Raw genomic sequence first — 20167 nt, 5'->3', positions numbered from 1 at the left:
GCCTGCCATTTTCATCCATCGTGGTGCCCGCGGGCGGGCTGGGCGACTACAACGCATATCGTGTTGCGACTCCGGACGGCCAGGGTCTTGAGGTGGCAAGGCCCTGGCCGGCATGGCGTTCAGGCAGATTGACTGCGGCCGGAGGCCAGGTCTGGCCACACCAGTCCGCAGGTAGTTGGGACGCAGAAGCGGCCTGTTCACGAGCATCGCCGCTATCCCACAGGCAGCAACACGCCGGTGATGCCGCTTGCGGCGCCTGACAGAAGAAAGGCCATCGCCTCGGCCACCTCGGACGGCTGGACCCAGAGCGACGTATCCGCCCCCGGCATGGCCGCCCTGTTCTGTGGCGTATCGATCGTGGTGGGCAGGACCGCATTGACCCGGATGCGGTCGCCGCGCAGCTCATCCGCGAGGCTTTCCGTCAGCCGCATCACCGCGCTCTTCGTTGCGCTATAGGCGGCCATCTGCGCACTGCCGCGCAACCCGGCCGCACTGGCGATCGCCACCAGGGCACCGCCACCTGCCTGCCGAATGGCCGGCACGGCTGCGCGATAGATGTTCCAGGTCGTCATGACGTTCAGGCGGAACATGGCCTCCCATTGCTCCGCCCCAGCATCCGCGAGCGTGGCCATGGAGAATCCGCCGACAGTCGTGGCGACGCCGTCGAGACGGCCGCAATCGGACTGGATCTTGCCGACCAGCGCCTCCGCGGCTGCGGACCTGGTCAGGTCGTAGTCCGGCAACGCCAGATGGCCGCTGCCCTCCAGCGCCCCGGCCACGGCGGCAAGCCGGCCGCGATCGGTATCGGCAAGGACCACGCGCGCCGCGCGCGGGGCCAGCAGCTTTGCGAGCGCCGTTCCCACGTTGCCGGCGGCCCCTGTGACGAGGATGACCTTGTTGGCGAACATCCAGCCTCTCCCTTCTGGCGATAAGCATCGCGGTCGGGCTTTGCGTCCGCTCCGCAAGCGCGCCGGCCGGGCCTGCCTGGCGCCGGGCGTCGGCTGTGACAGCCAAGAAGCGCGGGCGGCCACCCTTCCTGCTGCTCCGCAGGGTGCAGCGCGTCCGGCGGCACATCAAGGGGGGAGACAATACATGGTGGGACGTGGGGATTCGCAGGGCGACCCTCCGGAAAGGATATCGCCGCCGTCTGCCATTCAGGTGGCCATTGAACGGGTCCCGTGCCCTTCGATCCTACCGCGCCGGCCGCCTCGGCGACTCCGTCCGTACCAGCGGCGTGGCCTTTCCAATCGGCGGCGGGGCGGGATCGAACATCGGCCGCAGCACCATCGTCCCTTCCGGCCCGGCGACCGTCACACCGGCCTCGCTGATCGCTTTCACGTCATAGGCCCCGATCCGCACACCTTCATCGGCGATGACCGGCTTGCCGCCCGGTGAGGCGGCAAAAATCGCCGTCCGCCGCGAGCCCGTCACCACGATTCCGGCCAGGCGCGGCAAACCGCTCACGCTGCGTGCGCCGGACGCCGCCGGGCGGCGGTCCGGGCTGAACAGCGGCCGGCCCAGGATGGTGTTCAACGGATCCTCATGGCCGTCAGGCGGCTCGGCCGGCGCAGCCGGAGCGTCGGACGGCGTGACGGAAACGGGCCGCACCAGCGCTGTCCCCTCCGGCCTCGCCTGCCAGGCCAGAATCTCCAGGCCAATCGTCCCGGACAGCCCAAGGGCGAGAGCGGCCAAGCCAGCCAGCGCGCCTCCGTTCATGCGCCTTGCCCTCCCGCCGCTCGCCGGAAGCCATACAGCACCATCGACGCCTGGATGGGCCGGTTCGTCGAATGGACCAGGATCGCCGGGCTGTGGAAATGCACGTCGGCGATGAAAAGGCGGGATGGCGAGCGCTCGATCGCGTGCATCAGGCCGATCAGCACCGGCCAGGGGGCGTTCAGGCTGATCCGCAGCGACACCTTGCGCCACCGATCGGCCTCGGTCGCCGGCGGCAGCGTCTCCACCGCCGTCAGGCTGGCGCCGGCCGCGGTCGCCATCTTCTGCACGGCTTCCTGCAAGGCCGCCGCGGCAACGGCATCGGTTGCGCCCGGCAGCATGTCGTGCTCGGCTTCGACGCCATGCCGGCTCGCCGAGGCCGCCCGCAAGGCCGGTAGCCTGGCCGCCAACCCCTGCATGTGCGCAAGCATCATCTGCCGCCGCTCCAGCAACGCCTGCCGATCGGCGTACCATGACCAGAGCGGCGCAATCGCGCCGAGCCAGATCAGCGCCAGTCCCAGCAGGCCGCAGCCGACGGCCAGCGCCTGCCCGGGCCGGCCGGTGCGCCAGGCCACCGGACTCATGGCACGATATCCCCGCCAATGGAAAACGCATCGGCCGCGGTGCCCTCGATCCGCGTCACCGGCGCGGCGAAAGCCGCATTGCGGATCGTCTGGTCCGCCGCCAGCCCCGTGATCAGCCGCGGCGCCGAGGCCGATCGGCCGCTGATGGTGAAATGCCGGTCGCGCAGGACAAAGTCGGTCAGGAACGTGTCGTCCGGCAGGATTCGCGTCAGCGTCGCCAGGACTTGCAACACATCGGCCGTGTGCTCGGCTTCGCGCGCCAGCACCTCGCGCCCGGCGTTGCCGGCGACGATGCCCCGGCGCAATGCCTCGACCTGCGTCAGTGCCGGTTGCAGGTCCGCGATTTGCGTGTTCACGCTCTGCAACGCCACTGCCTGCAGGACAAACGGCAATATCAGCGCCACCACGGCCAGGCCGGCACATCCCCAGGCCAGCCCGCGCAGCAGCGCCGATCGGCTGGGATCCTGATCCGCCATCGGCAGCAGCAGGCAGTGCCCGCCGGCATCGACCTCGACGGCGCCCGGCGCGATGCCGGCGTCCGCCAGTGTTTCCAGCGCTGCCGCCACGGTCGTTTTCGGCACCATCGTCAGCACGATGTCCAACCGGCTGCGGTCTGCCGGCTTCGGCCGCCCATCCCACCGCCAGTACAACGCCTGGGCCGGGAACGGCGTCACCCGCGACAGATCGTGGCGCAGCATCTGGTCCAGGTCGCGCCGTGGCGCCGTGGGAACGGTGTAGCGCTTTTCCAGCACCATGCCGGCCGCCGGCCGCAGCACCACCGGCTCGCGCGCCGCCAGCCGGGCTGCCGCGCCGAGGCCGATGGGTTCCACACGACCCTTGTGGCGCCGCAAGGCCGTTACTTCACCATTCTGATACGCCTCGATGACGACGGCGTCGGCCGTGCCGGCGCTGCCGCGCATCCACGATGCCGGCAGCAACTCGGCGATCCGCGCGGTCCACCAGGCGATAAAGTCAGCGAGCATGCATCAGGCTCCCATCAGGAACCGTGATCCGCCCGGCGCCGCAGCGCCAGTCGCGCGTGTGGGCGTTCGGCGCCGGAGGACGGGCCTGGTACGGCATCCGTCAGTGCCCCTCCAGGGCGCTGGCACGCACGCGCCCGGTCAGCCAGTTGACGGTCATGGCGATTCTTTTCTGCCCCGCAGCAAGCACGATCGTTCCGCCGGAGGATCCGCCATCCGGCATGAAGACGATGCGCGATGCGCTCAGCGCCTCATGCGCCGGCAGCGCCCTGACTGGACCGCCGTCAACCGAAAAACCGGCGGCTCCGGTCAGGATTGAAACGTTCCGGCCTTGCGCGATGGCGCGCGAGCGGGCCAGGTGCAGGGCATCGGCCAGTGCGCGTTGCGTCGCCTGCCTTTCAAATCCGGCGCTCGTCCAGGGCTGCCGTATCAGTACCAGCCCGGCGACCAGGCCAACGATGGCAATCACCACGATCATTTCGATCAGGGTGAAACCGGCTTCGCCGCGCCTGGGGGGATGGGTCGTCATTGCAGATTGCGTACGACGAAGCCAGCCGGCACGATGCGCACCTCGAACGCGTGCGCCAGACATTGCGGGACCGGGCGGTCGCCGAAGCGGGTCATCTCGTACGGAGCGACCAGAACGCAGACCTGGCACCGCACCACATCGGCAACGGACGTGGCCTGTTCCGTCACCAGGCTCGGATCGACCCATGCGTAATAATTCTGATTTCGCATCTCACGCGCCATCTCGTCGATCACCGTCGGTTGCCGGCACACCGGTCCACGCTCCCACGCGGCAGCCGGCTGTGTCGCGGCGAGCGCAGCCGCCGCCGTTGCGAGCATCGCGATCCACCGTTCCATCCACTCCTCCCGGCCCCAATGCCCGCGCAAAGGTTGGGTTGCAACAGGTCTCACCGTCGTGCCATGTCCCGCCGGCAAGCTCGCCTGGGCCCATTGGTGGTGCATCCGGTCCGCAGGCAGGTCCCGGGAGCTGATGTAACGAAACCGGCCGCTGTCCGTTTCAGTACAACCACACCACCCAGAATGCCAAAGCGATACAGGTGCCAAACGGTATCCGCGTCCTGGATGTCACCGCGCGGCCCGTCAGCGCCAATCCCAAGACCGCGAGCAACCCCAGCGCCGCGCTGGCAAAGACGATCCAGGGCAACGCCTCCAGCCCGCACCAGGCGCCTGCCGCGGCGATCAGCCTGGCATCGCCGCCGCCCAGGCCTTCCCGGCCGCGCAGGCGGCGATACGCCAGCGCAATGCCGGCAAACGACAGATAGCCCAGGGCAGCCGCCAGGCAATGATCCGCCAGCGCCTCCGGCTGCAACATGACTGTAACAACAAGACCCGCGAGCAACAGCGGCAAGGTCAGCACGTCCGGCAACAGGAAGCTGTCCAGGTCGATCCAGCCGAGCGCCAGCAACGTCCAGCCCAGGCCGCAGGCGATCCAGAGCCACGCTGGATCCGTCTCCGCCCAGCCGGCCCAGGCGGCAACCGCCACGGCGGCCAGTTCCACCGCCGGATGGAACCAGTCGATGCGATGCCCGCAGTGGCGGCAGCGTCCGCGCAACGCCAGGAAACTCACCACCGGCACAAGCTCCGCCGCGCCCAGCCGCGTTCCGCACTGCGGACACGCCGATCGGCTGAGGACGACGGGTTGCCCCAGCGGCAGGCGCGTGATCAGGACGCCCAGGAAACTGCCGGCGAACGGTGCCGCCAGCAGCGGCCAGACCCAGGCCGGGATCAGGGATTGCATCATCGATGGCTCCGCGAGCCGGGCCTCATCGCTGACCTGTCATTTGCCTGTGATCGCTCGGGCGACCTATTCGACCAGTCCGTGCAGGGGGGCGGCAACGATGGGGACAACCGTCACCGATCAGCAGCTTGACGCGCTCGCCGGCATCCTGCGTCAGCTTGGCCATTGTGACCAGAGGACCCTCGACCGCGCCCGCCGTGCCGCGGCCGACGCCGATCGGCGGCTGGATGCGATCCTGATCCAGCTCGGCCTGGTGTCGGAACGCGGCCTTGCGGACGCCTATGCCCGGCTGCTGTCCGTGCCGATCGCCGCTGCCGACGGCTATCCGGTTTCCGAGCCGGTGCTGCCGGATGTTCTTGCCCCCGCCTTCCTCCGCCACGCACGCGCCATCCCGCTTGCGGCCGATGCCGAGACGCTGGTGCTGGCCGCGGCGGACCCGCTGGACCCGTTCACCCCCTCGGCCGTCGCCGCCGCCACCGGCCGCCGCGTGCAGGTGCAGGTCGCGGTGCCGATCGAACTGGAAGCGGCGATGAACCGGCTGTACCCGGACGGCGCCGAAGCCGCGCCCGCCACCGACCCCGACGTCCCCCTGGAAGACGACGCCGATCGGCTGAAGGACCTGGCGAGCGAGGCGCCGGTGATCCGGCTGGTCAACCTGCTGATCACCCGCGCGGTCGAGACCCAGGCGTCGGACATCCACATCGAGCCGTTCGAGGACCGCCTGCGCGTCCGCTACCGCTATGACGGCGTGCTGCACGAGGCGGAAACGCCGCCGCGCCACCTGGCCGCGGCGATCACCTCCCGCATCAAGATCATGGCCCGGCTGGACATCGCCGAGCGCCGCATGCCGCAGGACGGCCGCATCAGAATGGCGGTGCGCGGCCAGGACGTGGATTTCCGCGTCTCGACCATTCCGTCTCTGTATGGGGAGACGGTGGTGCTGCGCATCCTCGACCGCACCGCCGTCGTCTTCGACTATGGCCGCCTCGGCCTGTCGCCTGCCGTGATCCGCCGGTTCGGCGCGGCGTTGGATCTGCCCAACGGCATCGTGCTGGTCACCGGGCCGACTGGCAGCGGCAAGACCACCACGCTGTATACCGGGCTGCTGGCGCTGAACGCGGTAACGCGCAAGATCATCACCGTCGAGGACCCGATCGAATATCACCTGCATGGCATCAACCAGATCCAGGTCCGCTCCCAGATCGGCCTGAGCTTCGCCAGCCTGCTGCGCTCCATCCTGCGCCAGGACCCCGACGTCATCATGGTCGGCGAAATCCGCGATGGCGAGACCGCGCAGATCGCGGTGCAGGCGGCGCTGACCGGGCATCTGGTGCTCTCCACCCTGCACACCAATTCCGCCGCCGCCGCCGTGACAAGGCTGCGCGACATGGGGGTGGAGGACTACCTTCTCACCGCCGTGCTGCGCGGCGTCATGGCGCAGCGCCTGGTGCGCCGGCTGTGCCCGGAGTGCCGGCAGCAAGCCCCGGCGGCGCCGGAACTGGTCCAACGCTTCGGCCTCGATCGGCGGACCAGCGCCAGACCAATTACCCTCAGTTACGCCGTCGGCTGCCCCGCGTGCCGGCAGACCGGCTATCGCGGCCGGGCGGCGATCGCCGAGTTCCTGCCGATGGGGCCGGAGATCGAGCGGCTGATCTTCTCCCGTGCCGATCACAGCGCCATCGAGCGGGCCGCGGTCGCCGAGGGCATGGAAAGCATGTTCGACGCGGGCCTGGCCGCCGCTCTCGCCGGGGAAACCACTATCGAGGAAGTCACCCGCAGCATTCGGGCCGATCCGTGACCACGTTCCGCTACACCGCCATCGGCCCCGGCGGCGAGCGGCTGGCCGGGGTCATGGAAGCCGCCACCGCCGACGAGGTGATCGCCCGCCTGCAACGCCAGGGCAGCCTGCCGGTGCGGGCCGAACCGGCAGGGCAGGGGCGGCGCTGGTCCGGCTGGCTGACCCTCGACCTCGGCGCGCGGCGGGGGTTGCGCAAACAGGACGTCGCGGACCTGATCCGCGAACTGGCGACGATGCTGACCGCCGGCCAGGACCTCGACCGCGCGCTGCGCTACATGCAGGAGACCGCGCCCGCCCGGGTGCGGCCGACGGTGACCGGACTGCGCGACGCGGTGCGCGACGGTGCGCCGTTGTCGGTCGCCATGGGGCGCTATCCGGCCAGTTTCCCTGCCATGCATGTCGGCCTGGTGCGGGCGGGGGAGGCCGGCGGCAACCTGGGTCCGACGCTGGCGCGCCTGGCGGATCTGCTGGACCGCCAGCGGGCCCTGGCGTCCACCATCACCTCGGCCATGATCTATCCCATCGTGCTGCTGATCGCGATGGTTGGCGCGGTGACGCTGCTGCTGACCGAGGTGCTGCCGCAGTTCGTGCCGATGTTCGAGCAGAGCGGCGTCGCCCTGCCGGCCTCCACCCAGTTCCTGATCGATGCCGGCAATCTGGTGCAGGCAGACGGGCTGCCGATGCTGCTCGGCCTGCTGGTCATGCTGCTGCTGGCGCGGGCGGCGCTGCGGCAGGATGCGGTCCGGCTGGTGGTGGACCGCCTGCTGCTGCGCCTGCCGATGATCGGTGGCCTGACGCGGGAGGTGCTGGCGGCGCGGTTCAGCCGCGTGCTGGGGACGCTGCTGCTGAACGGCGTCGCGCTGATCCCGGCGCTGGGCATCGTGCGCGACGCCATGGGCAACCGCGCCGGCCGAGCCGCGGTGGAAAGCGCCAGCCTGGCCGCCCGCGGCGGCGGCGCGCTGAGCCCCGAACTGGAGGCCACTGGCATCTTCCCGCCGCGCACCATCCACCTGCTGCGCCTGGGCGAGGAAACCGCGCAGCTTGGCGCCATGGCCCTGCGTGCCGCGGATATCCACGAGAACAGCACCCGCCTGGCGACGCAGCGGCTGACCGCGCTGCTGGTGCCGGCCATCACCATCCTGATGGGCATTGCCGTCGGCGGGATCGTCGCCTCATTGATGACGGCGATGCTCAGCCTGAACGACCTGGCGTCAGGATGAGCCAACGTGGCTTCACCCTACTGGAGGTGATTGTCGCCCTGGTCATTGCCGGGCTGGCGGCGGTCGCGCTGATGCAGGCGGTAGGAACCGGTCTGCACGCGACTCGCACGGCGTCGATGGTCGATCAGGCCATTGTCCGGGCGAAGTCGCACCTGGCGGCCGCGGCCTACGGCACGCGCCTCGTCCCCGGCAACATGCGTGGGGACGACGGCGGCGGTTTCCGCTGGCGCCTGCGCATCGTGCCGGTGGCGAGCGCCGCGGTCCGTCCGCTGCTTGCCGGGCCACGCGCGCCCTCGGCGGTGGCGGTGACGCTGTACGGCATCAGCGTCTGGATCGCCTGGAACGAAGGCGGCCGGGAACGGGCGGTGCACCTGTATACCGAGCAGGTCGGCGGGTGAGATTGGCGGCCTGCTCCGTCGTCATGGCGGCTATCCGGGACAAGAGCCCGGGCACTGGCTCCGGGCCTGCACCCATGCGTATCATGATAAGGCGGCCAACGGGGAAGGGTTCGGCAGCTCGGTCCCCTCACCGTCATGGCCATGGCGCCTGCGCCCGATATGACGGTGGGACCAGGATGAGGCAGCACGGCTTCACGCTGCTGGAACTGCTGGTGGCCCTGGCCGTGTTCGGCCTGTTGCTGGTTAGCCTGAGCCAGACCATCCGCTTCGGCCTGACCGCGTGGCGGCAGGAGGCGCGGCTGTCGGACGGCCCGGACGACATGGAGGCGGTCGATCGCAGCCTGCGGTCGATCATCGAGAACCTGGCGCCGGGCGACGACACGGTCCGCGCCGCGATCACCGGCTCCGCCACCGAGCTTGCCGGCCGGACCCGGCTGCGGCTGCCGGGGGCGGACCTGGAGCCGGTACCGATCGAAGCCGGCCTGGCGGTGTCGGGCTCGCGCCTGGTGCTGCGCTGGCGGCCCTATCACCACGTCACCCTGCTGCGGCCGCCGCCACCGCCGCAGGAAACCGACCTGATGGAGGGTGTCGCGTCGCTGCAGATCGCCTACTGGCAGCCTTCGGGCACCTGGGTTTCGTCCTGGCAGCAGCCTGACCTGCCGCTGCTGATCCGCCTGCGGCTGCGCCTGACGGGCAACCGGCGCTGGCCCGACATCGTCGCCGCGCCGCTGCTGTCGCGGCCATGAGCAGGCTGCAGTCCGGCTATGCCCTGCTGATCGTCCTGTTGACGGTCGGCTTTCTCGCGCTGGTCGGCACCCGCCTGGTTGCCGCCAGCCGATCGGCGGTGCAGCTTGCGGATAACCTGAAGCAGGAGGCGGTGCTTCAGGCGGCGGCCGACGGCGCGGTGGCGCGGGCCATGTTCGCACTGCAGGCGGCGCACGACCCGGCGTTCCGTCCAGACGGCGTGGCCCGCATGGTGCGTATCGGCCAGACGCCGGTGCTGCTGCGGATCAGCAACGAATACGACCGGGTCAACCTCAACACCGCCTCGGTTGCTCTGCTGCGGGCCCTGCTGATCGCCACCGGCCTGGAGCCCGCCCGGGCCGGTGCCCTGGCGGGATCGATCGTGGCCTGGCGCTCGGCCGGGATGGCGGCACAGCGGGCCGGGGCGACGGCGCCGGACTATCAGGAGGCGGGACTCGGCTACGTGCCGCCGGGCGCACCGTTCGAAAGCGTGGATGAACTGCGCGACGTGCTGGGCATGACGCCCGCGCTGTTCGCGCGCCTGGAGCCGCATGTGACGGTGCTGACCGACAGCGATCCGGACCTGTCCACGCGCGACCCGGTCGTTGCCCTGGCCCTCACCGAAGCCGCCGGCATCGGCGACGACTCGGGCGGCGACCAGCGGGGGCTGAACGCGATCATGCGGATCACGGTGATCGCCACTGGGACGGGCGCAGCGCGCTATTCGGAAGTCGTCGTGGCATCGGCGGACTTCCAGACTCGCCCGCCACGGGTGGCGATCCTGTCGCGACAGCGCGTCACGCCGACGGCCGGCGCCATGGTGGTGGCGGGTGGTTCTTGAAGAATTTCGACTTCAGGTAGAAATTCTTTCGTTGAGCATTTATAAAACGAGTATTTTTGTGTCTTCTGGATCACTTTGTCACTCGATATAGGTGTCCTTGCCCTTATTTCAGCAATGTGAAGTTGTGGAAAAATCCAGCGCAGACCTGAACCACTCCGTTGCGGGCACGAATGAAAAACCGACTGATACGAGATGGCACAACAGCGTGAGTCTTCAAACTGCAATCCACCTGTCAGCCGCGCGACCCATAATGGGTGCAAGACGGCCACCGGCCCAATATGGCCGTCACCGGGGATAGGAAATGCAAAAAAGAACCCTTCGCATGAAACTGTTCTTGTGCTCGTCGCTTGTTGCGATGTCGAGCCAGGCGATCGCACCCGCGGCCATAGCCGGGGAGGTGCCGCTCGGCACGAACGACCTGAACACCAAGACGCCGATCAAGCATGTGATCGTCATCATTGGTGAGAACCGCAGCTTCGATCATCTCTTCGCGACCTATACGTCGCCTTCCGGCGACTCCGTCATGAACCTGCTGTCCGAGGGCATCATCAAGCAGGACGGCACGCCGGGGCCCAACTTCGCCAAGGCCATGCAGTACCAGGCGGACGGAACCGGCAGCTACAGCGTCAGCCCGCCGAAGGCCTCGGCCTACAAGACCCTGCCACCGCCGATTGTCGGGGGGGCGCAGTCCGCCAGCGACACCTCGCCGCCGCCGTTCGCAACGATCCAGGCGGCCGCCAATGCTGATTATGGCCTGCTGCCGCATGCCCTGCGCCTGCTGACGACTGGCGCGACAGGGCTGCCGAAAGGATCGGTCGATACCCGCATCGCCAATGTCTACTCACTGCCCAGCGGCCCGTTCCAGCTGACTCCCGGTGTGCCGTATGACGCCTACGCGGCGAGCCCGGTGCATCGCTACTACCAGGGGCGCCAGCAGGGCGACTGCGACGCCTCGAAGGCGACCGACCAGAATCCGTCGGGCTGCGCCAATGACCTGTATCCGTGGGTCGAGGTGACCATCGGTGCGGGCAGCAACGGCAAGCCACAGCCCAGCCCGTTCACGGACGCGACGACCGGCGAGGGGGCCGCGGCGATGGCGTTCTATAACGTCGCCGAGGGCGACATGCCGTACTTCAAGTCGCTGGCCGACGAGTACACGATCGATGACAACTACCACCAGCCTGGTTGGGGCGGCACCGGCCTGGACCACATCCTGGGCTTCTTCGGCGATGCGCTCTGGTACAGCGACGGCAAGGGCAATGCCACGACGCCGCCCACGGACCAGATCGAGAACCCCAACCCGCAGTCCGGCACCAACAACTGGTATACGCAGGATGGCTACTCCGGCGGCTCCTACAGTGAGTGCGCCGATACCAGCCAGCCCGGCGTCGCTTCGGTCGCCGCCTACCTGCAGGCGCTGCCGAAACCGGTGGCAATGAACTGCGAGGCCGGTCACTACTACCTGCTGAACAACTACAATCCCGGCTATTTCGGCGACGGGACGGTCGACACCAAGGACACCTACACCATCCCGCCGGTGCCCACCCCCAGCATCGGCAACGTGCTGCTGGCCGGCGCGGTCTCGTTCCGCTGGTATGGCGAGGGCTGGGACCAATATGTCCAGAATCCATCGGCCTCGACGAACGTGTATTGCAACATCTGCAATCCGTTCCAGTACCAGACCTCGATCATGACCAACGAAACGATACGGGAGCAGGTGATCGGGGACACGGCCGACCTGTACACGGCCTTGCAGTCCGGCGAGCTGCCGGCGGTGTCGTTCGTCAAGCCGGGCGGGCTGAACGACGGCCATCCGGCGTCCTCGAAATTCAGCATCTTCGAAGCTTTCACCAGGAAGATCATCGTGGAGCTTCAGAAGCACCCGAAGCTGTGGGCGGAGACGGCGGTGTTCATTACGGTGGATGAAGCCGGTGGCTACTACGACTCGGGCTACATTCAGCCGCTGGACTTCTTCGGCGACGGCCCGCGCATTCCGCTGATCGTGGTGTCGCCATACACCAAGGGTGGCCATGTCTCGCATGAGTATTCGGATCACGTTTCGATCGCCAAGTTCATCGAGGCCAACTGGGGCCTGCCGACGATCTCCAACCGCAGCCGAGACAACCTGCCCAATCCGGTGCAATCCGGAAGCAACCCGTATGTCCCGACCAACGGGCCGGCGATTGGCGACCTGACGTCGCTGTTCCACCAATAGGCGGTTTCGCAGCCGCTACCGCAACCGGGGCGCCCGCGGGCGCCCCGTCTTGCTGGCATTACTATTCTTCACGCAAACTCGCATTTCGATCACAACGGATTGCGTCGCGTCCGACGGATGCCCGGGTCCATCAGGGAGCGCGAAACCGATGGGGCAGGGCATAGCGTAGGAATGCAGTCGAACGTTGCTTGCGCAAGGCGGTTGGGCCTGTCGCGCCGATGCCTGGCGGTTTTTCTCAGCCTCGCGCCGCTCGTGGGCTGCAACCATCCGTCGCCGCCGGCCATTGCCGCGCTGCCGCCGCTGCCCGGGGGCGCCACGCGCGCGCCGCCGCGCATCAACGGCTCCGTCGGTTCACCGGAGGCCTTGCCGCCGCCGCAGGTGTCATACGGCACCGCTGCCGCGCCGGTAGCCTCGACAGTGGGGGGCAGAGGCGGCGCCGCACCCGCCGCCGGCGATATCACGCTGGACTTCGCCGACACCGACATACGGGAGGTGGCGGCGCAGATCCTGGGCTCCATCCTGAAGGTCAACTACACCATCGACCCGGCGGTGCGCGGCGCCGCGACGCTGCACACCGTCCGCCCGCTGGCCCGGTCGGAGCTGATTCCGACTCTGGAATCGTTGCTTGCACAGAATAGTGCCGCATTAGTTACGAATGGAGCATTATACCGCGTGGTTCCGATCGCCCAGGCGGTGGGAACCGCGGCCAGTGGCCCGGGAACCGCCGGCGCGGTCGTGGTCCCGCTGCGCTATGCCTCGGCCGAGGAACTGGTCAAGGTCCTGCAGCCCTATGTCGGCGACGGCGGCAAGATCACCGCCGATCCTGGCCGCAACGCCCTGCTGGTCTCCGGCGACCCGCAGGCCAGGGAGGGGCTGATCGGCCTGATCCAGGCGTTCGATGTCGATATGCTGGCGCACCAGTCCTACGCGCTGCTGCCGGTCAGCGCGGGCGACGTCAAGGACTTCGCCTCGGCCATGCAGGATGCGTTCCGCGGCCAGAACGGCGGCGCGCTGGCCGGCCTGGTGCGGGTGATCCCGCTGTCGCGGATCAACGCCGTGCTGGTGGTCTCGCCGCAGCCGCGGTACATCGACCAGGCGCGACGGGTCTATGCGATGATCGATCGCGGCCGGCGGATGACGTTACGGAGCTGGCACGTCTATTACCTGCAGGACAGCCATTCGGAGGACGTTGCCTATGTGTTGCAGCAGGCGTTCACGCCGAACAACGTGACCGCGCAGCCGTCGGGCCAGAACCGGTCCCAGCAGGGTTTCCTGGGGCAGCCGAACGGCGGCGGCATGCTCGGCGCCAATGCCGGGGCTGGTGGCATCGGCGGAAGCATGACTGGTATGCTTGGGCGATCCAGCCTGTCGGGCGGCATCACCGGCGGCGGCATGGGCCAGCCGCTCGGCGGCCAGCAGGCCGGAACAAATCTGCCGTCCGCCGGATCGCAGGCCGCTCCGGCCGCGGGGGGCGCCAATCCGCTGCTGGGCGGGCTTGAGCCGGGCGGCGGCGAGCAGCAGACCAATGCGCTGCGGGTCATCCCGGACGACCAGAACAACGCCATCCTGGTCTACGGCACCGAGCGCGAGCAGGGCACCGTCGAGGCGATGCTGCGCAAGATCGACATCCTGCCCTTGCAGGTTCGCATCGATGCGGTGATCGCCGAAGTGACGCTGAACGACGCGCTGCAGTACGGCACGCAGTTCTTCTTCAAGTCCGGCGGCATCAACGGTATCCTGAGCAACAACACCCAGACCGCGATCGCCAATCCAGCGGCGGCCAACCTGAACCTGAGCTTCCCGGGCTTCTTCCTGGGCGGCACCGGCGCCGGCGGCGCGCCGTTCGCGATCCAGGCGTTGCAGCAGGTCACCACGGTGCATGTGCTTTCCTCGCCGCAACTTCTGGTCCTGGACAACCAGCCGGCGCGGTTGCAGGTCGGCGCGGTGGTGCCGTACCTGAGCCAGACGTCGCAGAGCACGATCGTGTCCAATGCGCCGGTCGTCAACTCGATCAACTATCAGCAGACTGGCGTCATCATGGAGGTCACGCCGCGGGTGAACAGCGGCGGGCTGGTGACGCTGGACATCATGCAGGATGTCAGCAGCGTCGCCCAGGGCCTGACGACGCAGGGGATCACCTCGCCGACGTTCAACGAACGTAACATCAATTCCCGTGTCGTGGTGCAGGACGGGCAGACGGTCGGGCTGGCGGGGCTGATCACCGACTCGGCGTCCACCGGCAATAGCGGCATTCCCTGGCTGAAGGACGTGCCGATCCTGGGGCTGCTGGCGGGCGATCAGAACAACCAGCGGCAGCGGACGGAACTGCTGGTGCTGATCACGCCGCACGTGGTCCACGACCAGCGGGACGCGCGGGCGCTGACCAACGATCTGCGCGAGCAACTGATCAACGCGGCCGCCGTGCCGGAGTTGCTGAACAACCTGCGTCCTTCCGGCCAGTCGGATCCATCAGCCCGCCTGCGGAAGCAACTGCACTTGCAGCAGTAGGTTGTAACGACCAGATCTACTGGTTGCAGATCATATCACTGCCGCCACTGCCGGCCGGGCCGTTCGAGCACAGGTCAAAGTCATGGCCCGCCCGGGTGGAAGGCTCGCGGTAAACGTAGGCGTGGTTCCATGGATCGACCGGTACGTTGCCTTTCACATAGGGACCGTTCCAGCCGGTGACGCCCGTCGGCTGCTCGACGAGCGCGCGCAGGCCCTGGTCGCTGCTGGGATAGCTGCCGACGTCCAGCTTGTACATGTCCAGGATCGAGGAGATCCGCTCGATCGACTGCCGCGCGACCGAGGTCCGCGCGCTGCCAAGCTGGCGCAGCGCGGCGGGTGCCACGAGGCCGATCAGCAGGCCGAGGATGGCGATAACGACCAGCAGTTCAAGCAGCGTGAAGCCGCGCTCGTCACGGCGGGATTGATTGCTCATGAGGTAGCCTTTTTTTCGTGCGGGCGTACTGTGCTGATGGTTGTATCCAGAACGGATTGATCTGCATACCTCGGATCGGCAATTCCACGTTGATTTACACCGACGAGGCCGGGCGCCCGCGCGAGACCGTCTGGACTGCCGGCGGCACCCGCGGCGGGAGGTTGAGGGAAGCCGCTGCCGCTGTCATGCAGGCCAGATACGTCATGCTCATGGCGTGACCGCACTGCGGCTTGTTGCGGCCGCTGCCTGGGCGGGCCAATGTCAAGGGACCCGGCTGCTTCGAAAAATGCGGTTCCACAGGGTCATCGCCCTATCGTCATGGCCGGGCGTGTCCCGGCCATCTGCGCTGCGACGGCGGGGGGTGGATGGCCGGGATACGCCCGGCCATGACGGAAGGGCAACGGCGCCTGCCATTTTCATCCATGGTGGTGGCCGCGCGTGGCCAGAGGGACTGTGATGAAAAGGCATGACGAGGCTCGCCCCGGACCATATCCACCTGCGCTCACTCGATCGGGAGGCGACTGCAAGGTGTAAGGACAAGGCCGGCGCCCAGGTGGTCAAATCGCCGCGGCCGATGGATCGCCGTGTCTCGATCTTGGTTTCAGGGGGGCAGAAGATGTTCATTGCCAAGGCCCTGCTCCACAGCAAAATGGTCAAGAGGCGGCGGCTCGCTGGCGGTGGCCGTTACTTTCGCGTCGTGTAAACTGTGGGCAATTCAAGACAAATGCCGGGAATTCTTCTCCACTCGAAAAGCCGTGAAGTAAATGCCGGACAACACGTTGCAGGCCGCGAACTTCCGTAAGGTGTCACCCATCGCACATTACACACACTTTGACTTTCGGTTAATGTCACGACAGTCGTTTGGCGTATCGGCCGGTTCGCTCATGCAGCTTCGACGCGAAAATTCGAAAGGATTGCGTTCCGATGACCCATAAGAGACTGCTGGTGATGACAGGACTTGCCGTGAGTCTGCTCGTCATGCTTGGGCAGGCCGCGCCTTCGCTGGCCGATGATCAGGTTTCCTCCGAGCCGCGACTGACGCTCGCCGAGAAGGTGAACCTGCTGCGCAAGAAGGTGAAATACGTTTTCGTCATTTTCCATGAAAACGAATCGTTCGACCACTTCTTCGGCACGTTCCCGGGTACGAACGGATTGTTCACAGCGCCCGACGGCTTCAAGCCCGCCAAGAGAACGCGGAGCTTCGTCCAGACCTACCTCGACACCGGCCTCAACGTTGCAAAGATCTCGCCCTTCCTGATGCCGCAGGCCGTGACCACCGCGGGCGGGAACGTCGTGCCGATCTATCCGGCTGACGAGATCTCGGTTGACCACAGCCACCAGGGCATGGACAACGGCCTGCATGTCGACCCGGCGACCGGCGTTGCGGCCAACGACCGTTACGCGATGGACCAGGAGGGCCTGACCACCGACGACGTGGGCAATATCGTAACGCCCAGCGGCGCCGCTCCAACCTCGGTCACGCTGGCCCAGCGGCAGAAGGCCGAGACGGATATCGGCCACATCGACTGCGACACGATTCCGTTCATGTGGGCCTGGGCGAAGCGCTTCGTCCTGTTCGACAATTTCCACCAGACCATCGTCGGGCCGTCGACTCCCAACGCCATCGCGCTGATCGCCGGGCAATCCGGCGAGACGCAATGGGCGCTGCACAACGACCAGGGCGCAACCGTAACGTACACCAACACGAACTTTCCGAACCCGCTGGGCGCCAGCTACGGCTCCAACGTCACGCCGTCGAACAGCAACGCCTACGTCCCGGTGGTCAGCGATCCGGGGCCTTTCCCGGGATCCAATCTCGACAAGAGCACGGTGAAGCCGCCGTACAACTTCGACGAGGATGCGGCCACCCCGACGCTGAACCTGACATTCGCCACCCAGCCGCTGTCGTTCATGGGCGCGAACATCAAGCGGATCATCGCCAACGATCCGAATCCGGCGGCGGATCTGCTCGACGTGCAGCAGGACATCGAGACGATCGCCAGCAAGGATCCCGCCGTGAACTGGGGCTGGTACCAGCAGGGCTTCGACGCGAACGACGCCCCCGATCCCTATGAGCCGCAAGGCACGGGAACCCCGAACCCGAACAATGACCCGGGGCTGTACACCGGCTACATTCTGCACCACAATGCTCCGCAGTACTTCGCCTACCTTGCCGACAATCCGCAGGTGCTGAGCAGCAACCTGCACGGCGCCCGGGACTTCATCGACGCGGTCGAGTGCCAGACACTGCCCGTCAGCGGCGGCGTGTTCTATCTGCGTGGCGGCTACGACAACAACGATGGACTGGTGCCGGTCGATCCCACGCCGGCGATCCAGCAGGCGTTCCTCGGCAACGACGACCATCCCGCCTATTCGGACCAGCAGATCTCCGAGGCCTTCGCCGCCAAGGCGATCAGCGCCATCGCCAGCAGCCCGTACTGGCAGAACAGCGCGATCATCATCACGTATGACGAGACGGACGGCTTCTATGACCATGTCTCGCCCAAGCGGCGCAGCACCTTCGCCGACGGGTCGCAACTGGCCGCCGGCCCGCGCGTCCCGACGCTGGTGATCTCGCCCTTCGCCAGTGCGGGCATGATCTCGCATCGTTACAGCGAGCACGGTTCGATCATCAAATTCATCAATGAACTGTTTGGACTGGTGCCGCTGGCCGATCTGCCGGACGAGCAGCGCGGCCGGGCGGTCGGTGCGCAGACGCTGGGCCAGCCGAACCTCGGTCCGTCGGATGATCCGAACAACGAACTTGGCGACCTGACGGAGGCCTTCGACTATGGCATCCTGTCCGGGGCGAAGGCGCCGCTGCCCGCCTCGGACGCCGTGTTCACGCCGGAGCAGATCAAGACGCTGCCGCATCTGGCGACCGCCAACTACGCGCCGAACGGCTATACCAACGGCGCCTGCGCGGCGATCGGCATCCTGCCGACCGACTTCCCGTCATCGCATGCCTATCAGCAAGGCCAGCCGATTGATCCGTACCCGGCCTCGGTGAATCCGCGTCCCACCCAGTCGCCCGGCATACCGGCCTCGGGCAACTGGACGCCTTGATCCGGTCCGGATCAACGTTCGCCCAGGCAAACCGGTCGAGCTATTGGAGAGACGGAAGCCAAGCTTCCGTCTCTCCTTCCGTGAAAGAGCCAGGACCATCCATGTCTCGATTGCTGCGCCGTTTTCTCGTTGCCGGCTTGCTGGCGACAGGCAGTGCCGCCCAGGGCCAGACCCTGGCCAGCGTGCGCGCCACTCATCATCTGGACTGCGGCACCGTCCAGGAAGCGGATGACTGGAACGGCCAGGACATCCACGGCAATCTGTCCGCCCTCGGCGCCGAGATCTGCCGTGCCGTCACCGTCGCCATTCTCGATAGCCAGGACGGGCTCAAGGTCACGCCCTTCCCCGCCGAACCCGAGGCGCTGAACGCGCTGAAGGCGGACACTGTCGCGTTGGCGGTCGGGATCTCGCCGTCCGCCAGGACGGCTGTGCAGTACGGCGTCGGCTTCGGGCGTCCGGTCTTTTACGACTCGCAACGTATCATGGTCGCCAGGAGCAGCCGGATCACGGACCTGTCCGGCCTCCGCGACCGGCTTGTCTGTGCGCTGGACATGACCCCGCCCGAGCGGACGTTGCGGGATGAGATGACGGCGCGCGGCATCCGGTACGCCCTGGCGTCGCATTCGGAACAGGGCGAGATGGATGCCGCGCTCGCCGTCCGGCACTGCGTCGCAGGCACCGGCATGGAGACGCGCCTGGCCCAGTCGCGGGCGAATTTCCATGCCCGGGCCAGCGATTTCGTATTTCTTCCGGAACGGTTGACGCTGAATCCGGTGGTTCCTGCCTATCGCTACGGCGACCAGGCTTTCGGGCTGATCGTTGACTGGACGATCGGTGCGCTGATCGAGGCGGAAGCGCTGGGGATCACGCAGCGCAACGTCTCCGAAGCCACCCGACGCGAGGACATGCGGGCCGAGCAACTGCTGGGCCACGATTTCGCGACCGCCCAGGCTCTCGGCTTGGCCCGCGACTGGGCCGCCAAGGTCATCGCCGCGACCGGCAACTACGGCGAAATCTTCCAGCGCACCACCGGGAAGCTCTACCACCTCGAGCGGGGGCTGAACGCGCTTTGGACCGACGGCGGTTTGATGACGCCGATGACGATGCAATGATCGGGGCGGCCTTGGCCGGCGTCGCCACGCCAGGCTGACGTTCCTGCATGGCCCTTGTTCGGTGCGGATAGCCTGCGCCTCACCAGCTTTCAGTTGCAGTGGCGCAATTTCATTCGCTTGTCATCGTGATGCCATGACGCCGAGGGCCCGTTTGTCTTACTGCGTCGGCCCGTGCCGGAACCGAGGAGCGACAATGAGTCACGCGACAACCATCGGTCGGACGCCCGCGACGCCAACCGTTCAGCAGGCGTCGCAGGCAACCCGGGACAATGAGGTCATTTCCGATCTTCGGTTCATGGAAGCCTGGGAGACGAACCGCTTGATGCATCCAGGTATCATGCTGCGTGCCCGGCAGATTCGACGCGCCAATCCGCATCACCTGGCGACGGGCTTGCGTTGCGAAAGCACGACGCAGGGCGCTGGATGCCAGGCCATCGAACGGCCAGGCGAAATCGGACCGCGGCCGGACATTGCAGCGAAAAAGGTCCAGTCGGCGCTGCTCGCTGGCTGACGGCGACTGCGTCACGGGCGCTCTATCGAAGGTCGCCATCCGATCACGACGCCCATCCGGTCCCGCCTGACCGTTGCAGGTCCGCCGGGGCAAGGTTTCCAAACGCTCGCATGATGTCCGGTGCTGCATCGCGGCACGGCAACCGGGCTTACCGAACACGCCTGACACGGCCACCGCTCGGGCTGGCGGTGACCAATCGCGCATCAGCCGCCTGCGGCTTCGGTCCGCAATCCTGTTGCAGTCGCAAACGCGGCGGAGTAGCCATGCGGCCACGCGTTT

19 protein-coding genes are annotated in these 20167 nt (G+C 67.3%); 11 read left to right on the top strand and 8 right to left on the bottom strand.

The genetic code is table 11. The annotated features are described in order from the left end of the window. Positions 1-212: 212 nt before the first annotated feature. The 7 genes from CCS01_RS07905 to CCS01_RS07885 form a co-directional block, all read right to left on the bottom strand. Positions 213-908, bottom strand: coding sequence for an SDR family oxidoreductase (locus CCS01_RS07905; RefSeq protein WP_104518281.1), 696 nt, complete (start codon positions 906-908; stop codon positions 213-215). Positions 909-1191: 283 nt separating this feature from the next. Further along, positions 1192-1716, bottom strand: coding sequence for a general secretion pathway protein GspN (locus CCS01_RS07900; RefSeq protein ID WP_104518280.1), 525 nt, complete (start codon positions 1714-1716; stop codon positions 1192-1194). After that, complete coding sequence (gene gspM / locus CCS01_RS33535) at positions 1713-2297, bottom strand: type II secretion system protein GspM (protein ID WP_158258284.1); 585 nt, start codon at positions 2295-2297, stop codon at positions 1713-1715. The genes CCS01_RS07900 and gspM overlap by 4 nt, the downstream gene beginning before the upstream one ends. Then, positions 2294-3280 carry a PilN domain-containing protein gene (locus CCS01_RS33530; RefSeq protein ID WP_158258283.1) on the bottom strand — a complete coding sequence of 329 codons (987 nt, stop codon included), beginning with the start codon at positions 3278-3280 and terminating at the stop codon, positions 2294-2296. The genes gspM and CCS01_RS33530 overlap by 4 nt, the downstream gene beginning before the upstream one ends. A 100-nt stretch (positions 3281-3380) precedes the next feature. Next, entirely contained in the window at positions 3381-3806 is a 426-nt protein-coding gene (locus CCS01_RS07890) for a GspH/FimT family pseudopilin (protein ID WP_158258285.1), read from the bottom strand. Beyond that, positions 3803-4141: a hypothetical protein gene (locus CCS01_RS33525; RefSeq protein ID WP_158258282.1), complete on the bottom strand. Its 339-nt coding sequence runs from the start codon at positions 4139-4141 to the stop codon at positions 3803-3805. The genes CCS01_RS07890 and CCS01_RS33525 overlap by 4 nt, the downstream gene beginning before the upstream one ends. A gap of 160 nt (positions 4142-4301) precedes the next feature. Next, on the bottom strand, positions 4302-5045 hold the full coding sequence (locus tag CCS01_RS07885; RefSeq protein ID WP_239992050.1) for a prepilin peptidase: 744 nt from the start codon (positions 5043-5045) through the stop codon (positions 4302-4304). Between the two features lie 97 nt (positions 5046-5142). Between CCS01_RS07885 and CCS01_RS07880 the strand changes: the two genes are divergently transcribed. The 7 genes from CCS01_RS07880 to gspD all read left to right on the top strand — a co-directional run bounded on the left by CCS01_RS07880 (position 5143) and on the right by gspD (position 14766). Then, a complete protein-coding gene (locus CCS01_RS07880; RefSeq protein WP_104518278.1) occupies positions 5143-6840 on the top strand; it encodes a GspE/PulE family protein in 1698 nt (565 codons plus the stop codon). Beyond that, positions 6837-8060, top strand: a complete 1224-nt coding sequence (locus CCS01_RS07875; RefSeq protein WP_104518277.1) for a type II secretion system F family protein — start codon at positions 6837-6839, stop codon at positions 8058-8060. The genes CCS01_RS07880 and CCS01_RS07875 overlap by 4 nt, the downstream gene beginning before the upstream one ends. Then, positions 8057-8458 (top strand): type II secretion system protein, encoded by a 402-nt coding sequence (locus CCS01_RS07870; protein WP_104518276.1) that lies wholly within the window; start codon positions 8057-8059, stop codon positions 8456-8458. The genes CCS01_RS07875 and CCS01_RS07870 overlap by 4 nt, the downstream gene beginning before the upstream one ends. 176 nt (positions 8459-8634) lie before the next feature. Further along, positions 8635-9204 carry a prepilin-type N-terminal cleavage/methylation domain-containing protein gene (locus CCS01_RS07865; RefSeq protein ID WP_158258281.1) on the top strand — a complete coding sequence of 190 codons (570 nt, stop codon included), beginning with the start codon at positions 8635-8637 and terminating at the stop codon, positions 9202-9204. After that, entirely contained in the window at positions 9201-10043 is an 843-nt protein-coding gene (locus CCS01_RS07860) for a type II secretion system minor pseudopilin (protein WP_104518274.1), read from the top strand. The genes CCS01_RS07865 and CCS01_RS07860 overlap by 4 nt, the downstream gene beginning before the upstream one ends. Positions 10044-10365: 322 nt before the next feature. Next, on the top strand, positions 10366-12258 hold the full coding sequence (locus tag CCS01_RS07855) for an alkaline phosphatase family protein (RefSeq protein ID WP_204848177.1): 1893 nt from the start codon (positions 10366-10368) through the stop codon (positions 12256-12258). Positions 12259-12429: 171 nt separating this feature from the next. Further along, on the top strand, positions 12430-14766 hold the full coding sequence (gene gspD, locus CCS01_RS07850) for a type II secretion system secretin GspD (protein ID WP_104518273.1): 2337 nt from the start codon (positions 12430-12432) through the stop codon (positions 14764-14766). 16 nt (positions 14767-14782) lie between these two features. Here gspD and gspG read toward each other — a convergent pair whose 3' ends face one another. Then, a complete protein-coding gene (gene gspG / locus CCS01_RS07845; RefSeq protein ID WP_104518272.1) occupies positions 14783-15199 on the bottom strand; it encodes a type II secretion system major pseudopilin GspG in 417 nt (138 codons plus the stop codon). Between the two features lie 466 nt (positions 15200-15665). On the opposite strand from gspG, the gene CCS01_RS07840 reads away from it, so the two are divergent. From CCS01_RS07840 to CCS01_RS07825, 4 genes are all read left to right on the top strand, one after another. Then, the gene (locus tag CCS01_RS07840; RefSeq protein WP_104518271.1) at positions 15666-15902 is read left to right on the top strand and encodes a hypothetical protein; all 237 of its coding nucleotides are present in this window, start codon (positions 15666-15668) and stop codon (positions 15900-15902) included. Positions 15903-16123: 221 nt separating this feature from the next. Beyond that, positions 16124-18265 carry an alkaline phosphatase family protein gene (locus tag CCS01_RS07835; protein ID WP_104518270.1) on the top strand — a complete coding sequence of 714 codons (2142 nt, stop codon included), beginning with the start codon at positions 16124-16126 and terminating at the stop codon, positions 18263-18265. Next, positions 18262-19377: a type 2 periplasmic-binding domain-containing protein gene (locus CCS01_RS07830; protein ID WP_146101608.1), complete on the top strand. Its 1116-nt coding sequence runs from the start codon at positions 18262-18264 to the stop codon at positions 19375-19377. Before CCS01_RS07835 ends, CCS01_RS07830 begins: the two co-directional genes overlap by 4 nt. 193 nt (positions 19378-19570) lie before the next feature. Beyond that, positions 19571-19888: a hypothetical protein gene (locus tag CCS01_RS07825; protein WP_104518268.1), complete on the top strand. Its 318-nt coding sequence runs from the start codon at positions 19571-19573 to the stop codon at positions 19886-19888. Positions 19889-20167 lie beyond the last annotated feature (279 nt).

Source organism: Rhodopila globiformis (assembly GCF_002937115.1).
GTDB lineage: Bacteria > Pseudomonadota > Alphaproteobacteria > Acetobacterales > Acetobacteraceae > Rhodopila > Rhodopila globiformis.
The sequence above is the reverse complement of the archived record's forward strand: the minus strand, read 5'-3'. Positions and strand labels throughout refer to the sequence as shown.

Bases quoted from the DNA above. Each gene is read 5' to 3' on its own strand.
- CCS01_RS07905 (WP_104518281.1), bottom strand. From the start codon at position 908: ATGTTCGCCAACAAGGTCATCCTCGTCACAGGGGCCGCCGGCAACGTG.
- CCS01_RS07900 (WP_104518280.1), bottom strand. From the start codon at position 1,716: ATGAACGGAGGCGCGCTGGCTGGCTTGGCCGCTCTCGCCCTTGGGCTG.
- gspM (WP_158258284.1), bottom strand. From the start codon at position 2,297: ATGAGTCCGGTGGCCTGGCGCACCGGCCGGCCCGGGCAGGCGCTGGCC.
- CCS01_RS33530 (WP_158258283.1), bottom strand. From the start codon at position 3,280: ATGCTCGCTGACTTTATCGCCTGGTGGACCGCGCGGATCGCCGAGTTG.
- CCS01_RS07890 (WP_158258285.1), bottom strand. From the start codon at position 3,806: ATGACGACCCATCCCCCCAGGCGCGGCGAAGCCGGTTTCACCCTGATC.
- CCS01_RS33525 (WP_158258282.1), bottom strand. From the start codon at position 4,141: ATGGAACGGTGGATCGCGATGCTCGCAACGGCGGCGGCTGCGCTCGCC.
- CCS01_RS07885 (WP_239992050.1), bottom strand. From the start codon at position 5,045: ATGATGCAATCCCTGATCCCGGCCTGGGTCTGGCCGCTGCTGGCGGCA.
- CCS01_RS07880 (WP_104518278.1), top strand. From the start codon at position 5,143: ATGGGGACAACCGTCACCGATCAGCAGCTTGACGCGCTCGCCGGCATC.
- CCS01_RS07870 (WP_104518276.1), top strand. From the start codon at position 8,057: ATGAGCCAACGTGGCTTCACCCTACTGGAGGTGATTGTCGCCCTGGTC.
- CCS01_RS07865 (WP_158258281.1), top strand. From the start codon at position 8,635: ATGAGGCAGCACGGCTTCACGCTGCTGGAACTGCTGGTGGCCCTGGCC.
- CCS01_RS07860 (WP_104518274.1), top strand. From the start codon at position 9,201: ATGAGCAGGCTGCAGTCCGGCTATGCCCTGCTGATCGTCCTGTTGACG.
- CCS01_RS07855 (WP_204848177.1), top strand. From the start codon at position 10,366: ATGAAACTGTTCTTGTGCTCGTCGCTTGTTGCGATGTCGAGCCAGGCG.
- gspD (WP_104518273.1), top strand. From the start codon at position 12,430: ATGCAGTCGAACGTTGCTTGCGCAAGGCGGTTGGGCCTGTCGCGCCGA.
- gspG (WP_104518272.1), bottom strand. From the start codon at position 15,199: ATGAGCAATCAATCCCGCCGTGACGAGCGCGGCTTCACGCTGCTTGAA.
- CCS01_RS07840 (WP_104518271.1), top strand. From the start codon at position 15,666: ATGACGAGGCTCGCCCCGGACCATATCCACCTGCGCTCACTCGATCGG.
- CCS01_RS07835 (WP_104518270.1), top strand. From the start codon at position 16,124: ATGACCCATAAGAGACTGCTGGTGATGACAGGACTTGCCGTGAGTCTG.
- CCS01_RS07825 (WP_104518268.1), top strand. From the start codon at position 19,571: ATGAGTCACGCGACAACCATCGGTCGGACGCCCGCGACGCCAACCGTT.